Origin of the sequence: Mycolicibacterium smegmatis (genome assembly GCF_001457595.1) — a bacterium.
Taxonomy (GTDB): Bacteria; Actinomycetota; Actinomycetes; order Mycobacteriales; family Mycobacteriaceae; genus Mycobacterium; species Mycobacterium smegmatis.
This window is the reverse complement of sequence record NZ_LN831039.1, coordinates 5,681,250-5,691,982: the sequence shown is the minus strand read 5'-3', so window position 1 is coordinate 5,691,982 and position 10,733 is coordinate 5,681,250. Positions and strand designations below refer to the sequence as shown.

Here is a 10,733-nt window from a genome sequence, read left to right as displayed (position 1 = left end):
CTTTGCTACCGAAGTTCGGCGATCACCTTCGCGAACGTCTCGATATGTGGGATCTGCACGATGAAGTAGCTCACGCCGTAGGTGTCCCGTAGCTGCCGCAGCCGGTCGGCCATGTCCGATGCGGAACCGGCCAGCACCCCCGGATGGCGCAGCAATTGTTCGTCGGTGAGGTGGCCGAGAAAGCGTCGCGTCAACCTGAGGTCGGGCATCTCGGAGCCGGCCGCGGGTATCGCGGTGAACGTGATGTTGAGTTCCAGATCGCGACCGTCGGCAGCCTTGCGCAAGAAAGAGATTCGTTCGGCGAGCGGGTCGTGGTCGCCGTCGGGCACGCCGTCGCCGCCGGTGAGGCCGACGATGTCGGCGGTCTGCGCGGCCACCGTGAGCAGTCGGTCACCGTTCCCGGCGACCATGACCGGGACGTCGGAGGCGTGCTCGCGCAGGTGATCGATGGTGTGACGCAGATAGTCGATGCGCTCTCTGGCGCTGGGAAAAGGTAGTTCGGCCTGTTCGAACTCCTCGCGGACGTACCCCGCTCCCAGTCCCACCTCGAACCGTCCGCCCGACAGGTCCCGCAACGTCGTCACCTCGCGAGCCAGCAGCGCCGGTTTGTAGAAGCAGGCGTTGAGGACGAAGGTCCCGACGCGGATGGTGCGGGTGGCGCACGCGGCGGCCGTCAGCATCGGAAACGGGGCGGGGACGCCAAGGTGGTCGGGCATCACGATGACGTCGTATCCGAGATCTTCGGCTCGGCGGGCGGTGGCGGCGACCTGGGCCTGGGTCTCGGCGGTGCGCACTCCGACACCGAACCGGAAATCCTTGGGCATCATCCGATCCTAGGCATATGAGCTGGATGTTTGGTGGAGGTTCCGAAGGGCAATCCTGCGCGGGACATGAGCAACAATCCCACCTTCGGCGTCGAAGAAGAATTCCTCCTGGTCGATCCACGCACAGGAGAGCCCATCGCGCGCAACAAAGCCGTGGCCGAGACCGCTGCTGCCAAGGGCGTCGACCTCCAACTCGAGCTCACCAGCTGCCAGGTCGAGACCGCGACCGAGGTGATGGACAACAGCGACGATCTTCGTAAGGCCCTGCTGCGGTTACGCCGTGTCGCGACCGACGCCGCGGAGACCAACGGAGCCCGTCTGCTGGCCGCGGGTCTGCCGCCGACGGTGCCGCACAAATTCCCGATCACCCCGACGCCGAGATACCGCCGTATCGGTCACCGGTTCGGCATGATCGCCCACGAACAGGGGATCTGCGGCTGCCACGTGCACGTCGAGGTACCCAGCCGCGACGCCGCGATCCGGGTGAGCAACCGGCTGCGGCCATGGCTGCACCTGCTGCTGGCGCTCACCGCCAACTCGGCGATCTACCGCGGCTCCGACAGCGGCTACGCGACCTTCCGCAGTGTGTTGTGGGCGCGCTGGCCGAGTGCGGGCCCGCCGCCGTTCTTCGATTCGGAGGCCCAGTACGACGCCACCGTGGCCATGCTCGAAGACGCCGGCGCCGCGCTCGACGACGGCATGATCTACTGGGATGTGCGTCCCTCCAACAAGTTTCCGACGGTCGAGGTACGTGTTTCGGATGTTCCTGCGACGGTTGCGGAGACGGTGCTGTTCGCGACATTGGTCAGGGCCGCGGTGATGACGGCGACGGAGGCCGAGAAGAACGGCGAACCGGTTGTGCCACTGACCGATTACGTGTTGAAGGCCGCCTACTGGAAGTCCGCGCGCGACGGTCTGGACGGCCGCACCATCGACCTGGCGGAATCCCATGCTGTTGCACCGACTGTGGAACTGTTGACCAATTTCGTCGAGCACCTCCGTCCCGCACTGGAGCAACTCGGCGAATACGACACGGTCCGCGGCGAACTCGCGCGTGTCATCGAGACCGGCAACGGAGCGATGCGTCAGCGTCGCGCGTTCGAGCGCCGCCGCGAGGCCGCCGACGTCATCGACGAGTTGGCCGCCGCGACTATCGCCGAATAGCCGTCCAACTTCGCGCTGCGGCGGCGAGACCGTCGATCAAGGCCGAGGTCACCGGCGACAACCCGTCCGCACCTGGAAGCGGGCTGCGCGGACTGATTCCGCGCACGCGCGACGGCAATTCGAGTTGCACACCGGCGACACGGTTGGCCGGGTTGTCGGCGTGTTGCCCGCGCAGTTCCCGCGGGATCGCGTCGAGATCGGTGACGACGGTATAGCCGGGGATTTCGACATGGCGGGCAACGTGTTCGGCCAGCGTCCGGTTGCGTCCGCCGGCCAGCAGTTGCGTGCCGCGACCCATGCGGCCGTACCCGTGCAGGCTCACCACGACGTCGACGTGTTCGAGGAATTCCGAAAGTCGTTGTGACTCAGCGGCCAGATACCGCGCCGAGGGCAGATGGTGCGGGTACCGGTCGGGATGGCGCACCACATACACAGAAGCGTCCGACGCGGCGGCGGCACGTTCGGCGATCACGTCGGTCATCTGTTCGAGGCCGCCGCCGTGGATGGCCATGAAGCCGAATCGCGACCGCAGCGTGCTGGTCTCGCGTACCGCGGGATCGGCGAGCAGTTCGGCGAGAGACTGCGGGGCAGGCGATGTCGCCGACCGTGTCTGCTGCGGCCAGTGCATCGGGTCCCAGCGGCGCAGGAACTCGATCCACCGCTGCGGCAACCCATGGTGCATCGCGCCGTCGAGAATGCGTTCGAGGTAACCCGGCCTCGGTGGCCCCGGATCGACGCGGTGGTCGATGTAGACCCAGGCCGCGGCGGGTCCGCCCGCGGTGTGCACGATCAGTCGGTCGCGCCGGTACCGCACCGGGACACCTTCAGCGCTGTCCAGGGCGTTCAGGTCGTGGTCGCTCACCTGCCACAACACGCCGTGCACCTGCCCACCGGTGAAGGGTTCGACGGTCGCCACGCCGCGCTGGTTGATAAGCCAGTCATGGTCGTCGAGGCGGGCAGGTATCGGGTCGACCGCGTCGGGGCAGCGCTGGGCCATCTGCGTCACGCACAGATTCGATCCGTAGGCGAAGTACGCGTGCCGCATTCACCCGTTGACGGTCAGATAGATCAGCACCACGTTCAAGACACTAATCAGTCCGGCAACTCCCCAGCCAAAAGCGGTGGTCACGCGGTGGTTGGCGTCGCCGCCCATGAGGGCTTTGTCGCTGGTCAGCCGGACCAGGGGGATGAGCGCGAACGGGATGCCGAAGGACAGTACAACCTGCGACAACACCAGGGCCCGGCTGGGGTCGACGCCGATCGCGAGGACCAGCAGTGCGGGTACCAACGTCACCAACCGGCGCAGCAGCAGCGGATAGGACTTCTTCAGCAGGCCCTGCATGATCATCGCGCCCGCGTACGCGCCCACCGACGTCGACGCCAGACCCGAGGCCAGCAGGCCGATCGCGAACAGCAACGCGACGGTGGGCCCCAGCGCATCGGAAACCGCGGCGTGCGCGCCCTCGATGGAGTCGGTGTCGCCGCGGCCCTGCAGATTGGTGGCAGCGACCAGCAGCATCGCCATGTTCACCGCGCCCGCGACCAGCATCGCCAGACCCACGTCGAACCTGGTGACGCGCAACAGCATCCGCAGGCGCGGACCCTCTGCGTGGCCGTGGCGATCGCGTGCCAGCCCCGAGTGCAGGTACACCGCGTGCGGCATGACCGTGGCGCCCAGCATGGCCGTCGCGAGCAGGATGCTCTCGGCGCCGTCGAAGCGCGGGATCAGGCCGTCGGCGACCGCGGCGGCGGGCGGCGTCTTGACGAACAGACTGGTGAGGAAGCCGATCGCGATGACCATGAGCAGGCCTGTGATCACGCGCTCGAACACCCGCTGTCCACGACGGTTCTGCACCGCCAGTAGAAGCAGCGACACCACGCCGGTGATGAGCCCGCCGACCAGCAGCGGTAGGTCGAACAATAGGTACAGCGCGATGGCGCCACCCACCACCTCGGCGAGATCCGTTGCCATCGCGACCAATTCGGCTTGCAGCCAGAAGGCGACGCGCGTGGGCGTGCGGGTGTGGTCGGCGACTGCCTCCGGCAGTGAGCGGCCGGTGACGAGTCCCAGTTTGGCCGAGAGGTACTGCACCAGGCCCGCCATGACATTGGCGACGACGATCACCCACACCAGCAGGAAGCCGTACTGCGCGCCTGCGCTGACGTTCGCGGCGACGTTGCCCGGATCGACGTAGGCGATCGCCGCCACGAACGCAGGCCCGAGCAGCAGCCAGCTCGGCCGCGCGCGCACCTTCGTGTCCTCGAGCACCTGCCACCCTTCTATCCGGTGTAGCGAACAGAAAAGTTAGGTTAGCCGAAATCTCGTGGACGCGCCAGGATGGGGCCGGTCTCTGGGGACCGTCCTACCACCCGATGGAGATCCCGCCCAGGCCGAAGCCCCAGCCGTACCACGGGCCGTAATTCATCGCCGGGGGCGACGTCACGATCTGGGTGCTGCCGTTTGTCTGGCACTGCGTGGTGTTGGGCGAAACGTTGGTGCATTGCGGTGCTGCCGCGCTGATGGGTGCTGCGAGAAGAGCCATGCATATCGCGGCAGCCGCCGCTGCCACGCACCGCACTGAATTGGTCATGACCTACTCCGATCGATGGAGTAAGTCTACGTCCGAGCAGAGGCCCGGGATCTTGTCAGACCAGATCAGATCAGAGAACGAAGAACTCGTCGTCCCACGGGAACATGCCGTAACCGGGCTCCGGCGGGGTGGAGTCGATCTGGACGTTGCCTTCCGAGGCGCAGTCGGTGGTCTGGCCGCCCTCGACGGAGCTGCCGCCGGTCACCTCGCACTGCGGGAGCAGATGCGGTTCCTTCGGGTCGACGGGCTCGGCGCCGGCCAGCGGCGCCAGGCCGATCGCCGCCGCGGCACCACCGACGAGCAGGCAACCGGCAAGCGTGCTCATGCGAAGTTTCATCTCTGGGTCCTCCTGGAAGTCGTTACCGGGCAGCGTACAACCCTTTGCCCGTGATCAGTGGCATGTCGAGCGTGGTACGAATGCCCGGTGGCGCCGCGAAGACCGCGGGTATCGCGTTGACGACGCGGGCTGCCGTCGCCACGAGGCCTGCATGATTGTGATCGCCGTAGGGGCTGCTGAGGCACAGATCGAGAGCGTACGACGGCTCCCCGGTCACCTCGACGCGATACGAGCCGCCCTCCTGCGCGGGCTGGGGCCACTCGGGGCACAGGTCGTCACGCAGGCGGGTCACGTGTTCCAGCACGACGGCCGGTTTCCCGTCGACCATGCCGCGAACCTCGAAACGCATTGCTGCCGTGGTGCCTTCGGAGATGTGTCCGGCCGCGATGTCGAAGTCCTCGGGCGCGGGGACGCGCGTGTGCTCCTCGGTGACCGCGTCGAGTTCGAGCCCCAGGCCGGCCGCGAGCTGGCGGACCACCGAGCCCCACGCGAGGCTCAGCACGCCCGGTTGCAGCAGCATCGGCGTCTCGTCGAGCGACTTGCCGAATCCCATGACGTCGAACATCACCGTCGCGCTGTCGTAGGTGGCGTAGTCGACGATCTCCATGCAGCGGATCTGTTCGATCTGCTGACAGGTGCCTGCAAGGGCAAGGGGCAGAAGGTCGTTAGCAAAGCCTGGATCGATGCCGTTGACGAACAGGCTGGCCCCGCCGGCGTGCGCGGCATCCTCGATGGGCTTCACCAGCTCCTCGGGGAGCACCTGCCACGGGTACTGCAGGAACACCGCGGAACTGCCGACGACGTTGACGCCTGCGGCCAGGATGCGCCGGTAATCCTCGAGCGCATCAGGAAGCCGGTTGTCGGCCATCGCGGTGTAGACCGCGCACTCCGGCGAGGTGGCCAGCACCTCGTCCAGACTGTCGGTCGCCTTGATGCCTGTCGTCACCTCAAGACCCGCGAGATCACCCGCGTCCTTGCTGGCTTTCTCCGGCGACGACACCCATACCGCGGTGAGCTCGTAAGCCGGGTTGGTGATGAGCTGGCGAAGGGCGTGCCGGCCCACGTTGCCGGTGCCGATTGCTGCGACGCGGATGGCCATACTGCTCCTTGTCTAGAGGTCCGGGATGGGCAGATCGAGGTTCGGCATGGTGAGACCACCGTCGACCTCGAGCGTCTTGCCGGTCAGGTACGCACCGGCCGGGGAAGCGAGATAGACCGCCGCCGCGGCGATATCGGCCGGATCACCAAGTCGGCGAAGCGGCGTCACCTTCTCCATGGGCTCGCGAAGCGCGTCGTTGGACGCCACCACGTCCAGCGCAGAGGTGAGGATCGATCCGGGTGCGATGGCGTTCACCCGGATGCGGGGGCACAGGTCGAGCGCGGCCAGCCGCGTGTAGTGCGCCAGTGCGGCCTTCGCTGTGCCGTACGCGACGAAGCCGCGTCCGGCCAGGCGGCCCATGGTCGAGGTGATGTTGATGATGCTGCCGCCGCCGGAGTGCTCCAGCATCAGTGGCACGGCTGCCGAGGTCAACGCGTGCGCCGTCGAGACGTTGAAAGTGAAGGCGTCGCGCAGGTCCTTCGTCGACGTGTTGAGCAGCGGAGCGGGCATGGTCCCGCCGACGTTGTTGACGACGACGTCTAGTTTCCCGAACGCCTCGATCGCGGCCTGCACAAGTTCGGCCGTCGCATCCGGGTGGGCGAGGTCGGCAACGACGACGTGAGCCTTGCGGCCGGCGCCGGCGACCTGACCCGCCACCTCGTCGAGTTGCGACTGCGTACGGGCCGCAATCACCACATCCGCACCGGCTTCAGCGAACGCGAGCGCGATCGCGGCACCGAGGCCACGGCCCGCGCCCGTCACGACCGCAACCTTGTCGTCGAGGCGGAATCTGTCCAGGATCAACACGTTCTCCTATCGCTCACCGCGGTCACGCTAGCAGCCTGAGCCGGGCTTTTCGGTGAGTTTCTGGAACACGTTCTAATTATGTGTCTACTTGTCGTACCCGTCTGTGATACTGGGTGCATGTCGTTCGAACATACGTTCGATTGCCTTGATGATGCGGCGTTGGTGGCCGGGATCGAGGGGTGTGAGCGTGCGCAGAATGCGGCCGCGGCGCGCAAGTTGGCGTTGGTGGCGCGGTTCACCGCGCGGCGGGCGGCTGATTCTGAGGATGAGGTGCTGCGGTGGGTGGGCGATGATTGGGCGGCGGCGGCGGCGGAGGTGGGGGCGGCGCTGAATGTGGGGCCGGCGGTGGCCTCGAAGTGGATGCGGGTGGCTCAGGAGGTGGGTGAGCGGTTGCCGCGGGTGCAGGAGATGTTCGCTGCGGGGTGGTTGAGTGCGCAGGTGGTGGCGACGTTGACCTGGGCGACGCATCTGGTGGGTGATGAGCAGGTGTTGGCGATTGTGGATGCGCAGTTGGCGGCGCGGGCGCGTGAGTTCGGGCCGATGACTGTCGACGGGGTGAAATCCGCGGTGGCCAGTCTGTTGGAGAAATATGATCCGGCGGCGGTTCGGCGGTCGCGGGAGGCCTCGCGGGATCGGGATGTGCGGTTCGGTAAGCCTGATGATGTGACCGGGACGGTGTCGATTTCGGGGCGGGTGAACACTGCTGATGCGGTGGCTTATCAGAAACGTAGTGCGCATTTGACCGGTGGGGTGTGTGGGGATGATCCGCGTACCGCGGGGCAGCGGCGTGCTGATGCGTTCGGGGTGATCGCGGTCCAGGGTGATCGGTTGGTGTGTTTGTGTGGGGATCCGCAGTGCCCGTGGGTGGGGGTGGATCCGCGGGCGGCCAACACGATGGTGCATATTTTCGCTGAGCCGTCGGTGGTTGATGCCAAGCCGGATCCGTATGTGCACGGTGATTACGCGTCGAACCCGGTGCCGTTTGTGGATCCGGAGTTCGATCCGTGGCCCGTCTACCCGGAGCGGGATTCGACACCACCACCAGAGCCGCCCTCGGAGCCGCAATGGGCACCGCAGTGGTGGTCTGAGATACCGCTGCCTCCAGAGCCAGAGCCAGAGCCAGAGCCAGAGCCAGAGCCAGAGCCAGAGCCAGAGCCAGAGCCAGAGCCAGAGCCAGAGCCAGAGCCAGAGCCAGAGCCAGAGCCAGAACCTGAGTTGCGGTTTGAATCAGAACCACAGACAGCGTCAGCACCGCAGCCAGAACCAGAACCAGAGGCGCGGCCGGAACCGCAGCCGAAGACAGGTTGATCCGCCCCGGCATGTCGGGAGGTTCTCTTATCTGAGTGCCTCCTCGGCATGAGGGTGCCGTTGGCGATGGTAGTAGAGCGCTTCGGCCCGATCGGGGGTCAGGTCCTGGCAGTAGCCGTTGGGTCGCTGACGGTTGTAGAAGGCCACCCATTCGGCGGTCCCCAGCGCCAGTTCGGTGGCACCGGGATAGAGCGGCTGGCGGTCGATGAGTTCGGTCTTGTAGCTGCTGTTCACCGATTCGGCCAGAGCATTATCGAAACTATCCCCGACGGATCCGACTGAAGGCAGGATCCCCTCAGCGGCCAGACGTTCGGTGAACGCGACCGCGGTGTATTGCGAGCCCGCGTCGCTGTGGTGGATAAGTGAATCCAAAGATGCTGCACCCGAACGCTTTCTGGTGTCGATAGCGTGGTCGATCGCATCGGTCACCAGCTTCTGGGTCATCTCGGTAGCCACCTTCCAACCCACGATCTTGCGGGCATAGACATCGGTGACGAACGCCGTGTAGGCCCAGCCGGCACGAGTCCGGCAGTAGGTGAAATCGGCCACCCACAATCGGTCAGGCGCACCGGCGACGAAATTACGCCGGACCCGATCCGGGGCTCGCGTCGCTGCCGGATCGGCGACGGTGGTGCGCACCCGCCGGCGCTTGCACGCACCCCGCCAACCCATCTCCCGCATGACCCGTTCCACGACACAGCGCGATACGTCGATACCATTGGTGCGCAATACAATCCATGTCTTACGAGCGCCCAGGACTCGGTACAGACTCTGCGATTGGCGAAGCTGCCAGATCGCATCGATCACCTGCGCATCGGCCCAGTCGGCTTTCGAGGGGCCCTGACGGGCGCGGTGGGCGTAATACGTCGACGGGGCGATCGTGACGCCGTACTCGGAAAGCACAGCGCACATCGACTCGACACCCCACTTGAGACCATCAACGCCCACCCGCATGTGCTGGTGGGCGCTGATGAACTCCACGACTACTGAGAGGGCCGGTCGAGCTCGGCGGCGAAGAAAACCGAGGCCGCCTTCAAGATCGCGTTGGCCCGCTTGAGTTCGGCATTCTCCCGGCGCAGCTTGCGCAGGACCTCGGATTCCTCGCTGGTCTGCCCCGCCCGAGAGCCGGCGTCGATCTCAGCCTGGCGGACCCATTTGCGCACCGTTTCGGCAGTACCGACGCCCAGCAGGTCAGCAACCCGGCCCATCGCCTCCCACTCCGAAACTGTCTCGCTGCGCAGATCGGCCACCATCTGCACCGCCCGCACCTTCAGCTCGTCTGGATACCGCCTCGATGACTTCGATCCCACGTGCCCATCCTTCCCAACGGAAGAACTCTCCAGACACGCCGGGGCGGATCACGTACGCGGTCAAAAAGCTTCTCGGTATCAGCTAGCCCAGAAGGGAACCCGATACAATGACTTTGCAACTCAACGACACCCAGGCTGCGGCGCTGTTCGAGGTGCTCGGCCTTTCAGCCGACACCGCCGACGTCGACCTCGTGGTCGCCACCGCACAGGACCTCGCCGCACAGGCAGACACCCTCGAATCGGCCAAGCCATCGGCCGTGGCCGCTGCCGCGGCGCGCAACGGCATGGAACTGCTTGATAAGGACACTGCCGAGGCGTTGCGCCGCGACGCGCAGGAAGGTCGCCGGATCGCCGCGGCCGCAGCACGCGCAAGAGTCGAAGCCGCGGTCGCCGATGCGATAGACAAAGGCAAAATCACGCCGGACCGACATAAGCATTGGGTAACGCTGATCGAGGCTGATCCCGGTATGGCCGACGTCCTCGCCGCCGTCCCGAACGAAACGGTGGTACCTATGTCAGAGATCGGCCACAGCACCGACAACCCGGACGTTGCACAATCCACCACGTGGTTCTACTGATGGCCTCTGCCTACAGACACGGGATGACCCTGATCTGTGTCAGAAGGCCCGACTGAGCGAGGTCAACGACCGCACCAGATCGGCAACGGGCTTCGAGTTCGGCGGGCAGCGGAGAGCCCGATCGAACGCACCTCGATCGGGTTGCGGCAGTCCCTCATCGGGACGAAATAGCCCCCTCGCCTGACGTTGAAGAACCAACGTCATAGCCATCTGTGGGTCCTCTGCTTGCTCTCCGTGGATGAAGCAAAGGTCGACTGTGTTCTTACCGAACAGGACTCGGAGCCGTCGCACCACAAGCGAACGCCGCCACCACGGCAGGTCTTCAGCGGCATTCAGGACACGCGCGCAAAATCCCAAGTCATCGACATGTAACGAATTGTCGTCATCGTCCCGGCCTACCGATGCCATCGCTCTCGCCTGATACTGACGGACCTTCGTGAGTTCGGGACGAACAAGGTCCCGAATGAGTCGTCGAGCCTCCACTGCAGAACGCCCGCGCTCTTGCCGACCCGCTACGTGACGAGCTGTAAACCATGAAACGACGCCACCGATAACCGCCGAAGCAGCTCCGGACGTCACAACGGTTGCCCAGTCCACATCCACCACCCCTAGTTTATCGAGCCCCCAGCCTCCGTGACTCCCACCGCGGTAGTCACCATTTTTTTATTGCGCGGGCGAAAAATCGGGCCGCCCTGCGGCAGGCGGGCCGATCGAC

General features: G+C 65.7%; 11 protein-coding genes. 3 read left to right on the top strand and 8 right to left on the bottom strand.

Translation table 11 applies throughout. The features are described 5' to 3' along the window. Positions 1-5: 5 nt before the first annotated feature. Positions 6-824: an LLM class F420-dependent oxidoreductase gene (locus AT701_RS27370; protein WP_058126968.1), complete on the bottom strand. Its 819-nt coding sequence runs from the start codon at positions 822-824 to the stop codon at positions 6-8. A gap of 66 nt (positions 825-890) precedes the next feature. Here AT701_RS27370 and AT701_RS27365 point away from each other — a divergent pair, with 66 nt between their 5' ends. Further along, positions 891-1,988, top strand: coding sequence for a glutamate--cysteine ligase 2 (locus AT701_RS27365; RefSeq protein WP_011730643.1), 1,098 nt, complete (start codon positions 891-893; stop codon positions 1,986-1,988). Here the strand turns inward: AT701_RS27365 and AT701_RS27360 are convergent. From AT701_RS27360 to AT701_RS27335, 6 genes are all read right to left on the bottom strand, one after another. After that, the gene (locus AT701_RS27360; protein WP_011730642.1) at positions 1,975-3,033 is read right to left on the bottom strand and encodes a poly-gamma-glutamate hydrolase family protein; all 1,059 of its coding nucleotides are present in this window, start codon (positions 3,031-3,033) and stop codon (positions 1,975-1,977) included. The genes AT701_RS27365 and AT701_RS27360 overlap by 14 nt on opposite strands. Next, the gene (locus AT701_RS27355; RefSeq protein ID WP_011730641.1) at positions 3,034-4,257 is read right to left on the bottom strand and encodes an Nramp family divalent metal transporter; all 1,224 of its coding nucleotides are present in this window, start codon (positions 4,255-4,257) and stop codon (positions 3,034-3,036) included. 94 nt (positions 4,258-4,351) lie between these two features. Next, positions 4,352-4,579 carry a hypothetical protein gene (locus AT701_RS27350; protein WP_029104512.1) on the bottom strand — a complete coding sequence of 76 codons (228 nt, stop codon included), beginning with the start codon at positions 4,577-4,579 and terminating at the stop codon, positions 4,352-4,354. A gap of 70 nt (positions 4,580-4,649) precedes the next feature. Further along, complete coding sequence (locus AT701_RS27345) at positions 4,650-4,916, bottom strand: hypothetical protein (protein WP_011730639.1); 267 nt, start codon at positions 4,914-4,916, stop codon at positions 4,650-4,652. Between the two features lie 22 nt (positions 4,917-4,938). Then, positions 4,939-6,015: an NAD(P)H-dependent amine dehydrogenase family protein gene (locus AT701_RS27340; protein ID WP_058126967.1), complete on the bottom strand. Its 1,077-nt coding sequence runs from the start codon at positions 6,013-6,015 to the stop codon at positions 4,939-4,941. 12 nt (positions 6,016-6,027) lie between these two features. Next, on the bottom strand, positions 6,028-6,819 hold the full coding sequence (locus AT701_RS27335) for an SDR family oxidoreductase (protein WP_014878395.1): 792 nt from the start codon (positions 6,817-6,819) through the stop codon (positions 6,028-6,030). 120 nt (positions 6,820-6,939) lie between these two features. Between AT701_RS27335 and AT701_RS27330 the strand changes: the two genes are divergently transcribed. Next, on the top strand, positions 6,940-8,130 hold the full coding sequence (locus tag AT701_RS27330; protein ID WP_233031982.1) for a DUF222 domain-containing protein: 1,191 nt from the start codon (positions 6,940-6,942) through the stop codon (positions 8,128-8,130). A 27-nt stretch (positions 8,131-8,157) separates the two neighbouring features. Here the strand turns inward: AT701_RS27330 and AT701_RS27325 are convergent. Further along, positions 8,158-9,383 (bottom strand): IS3 family transposase gene (locus AT701_RS27325; protein ID WP_085976171.1). Its coding sequence is split into 2 segments (ribosomal slippage): positions 8,158-9,152 and positions 9,152-9,383, totalling 1,227 coding nucleotides; the frame shifts between segments, so codons are not numbered across the junction. A 164-nt stretch (positions 9,384-9,547) separates the two neighbouring features. On the opposite strand from AT701_RS27325, the gene AT701_RS27315 reads away from it, so the two are divergent. After that, positions 9,548-10,018: a hypothetical protein gene (locus AT701_RS27315; protein ID WP_058126966.1), complete on the top strand. Its 471-nt coding sequence runs from the start codon at positions 9,548-9,550 to the stop codon at positions 10,016-10,018. Positions 10,019-10,733: the final 715 nt, after the last annotated feature.

Bases quoted from the DNA above. Each gene is read 5' to 3' on its own strand.
- AT701_RS27370 (WP_058126968.1), bottom strand. From the start codon at position 824: ATGCCCAAGGATTTCCGGTTCGGTGTCGGAGTGCGCACCGCCGAGACC.
- AT701_RS27365 (WP_011730643.1), top strand. From the start codon at position 891: ATGAGCAACAATCCCACCTTCGGCGTCGAAGAAGAATTCCTCCTGGTC.
- AT701_RS27360 (WP_011730642.1), bottom strand. From the start codon at position 3,033: ATGCGGCACGCGTACTTCGCCTACGGATCGAATCTGTGCGTGACGCAG.
- AT701_RS27350 (WP_029104512.1), bottom strand. From the start codon at position 4,579: ATGACCAATTCAGTGCGGTGCGTGGCAGCGGCGGCTGCCGCGATATGC.
- AT701_RS27345 (WP_011730639.1), bottom strand. From the start codon at position 4,916: ATGAAACTTCGCATGAGCACGCTTGCCGGTTGCCTGCTCGTCGGTGGT.
- AT701_RS27340 (WP_058126967.1), bottom strand. From the start codon at position 6,015: ATGGCCATCCGCGTCGCAGCAATCGGCACCGGCAACGTGGGCCGGCAC.
- AT701_RS27330 (WP_233031982.1), top strand. From the start codon at position 6,940: ATGTCGTTCGAACATACGTTCGATTGCCTTGATGATGCGGCGTTGGTG.
- AT701_RS27315 (WP_058126966.1), top strand. From the start codon at position 9,548: ATGACTTTGCAACTCAACGACACCCAGGCTGCGGCGCTGTTCGAGGTG.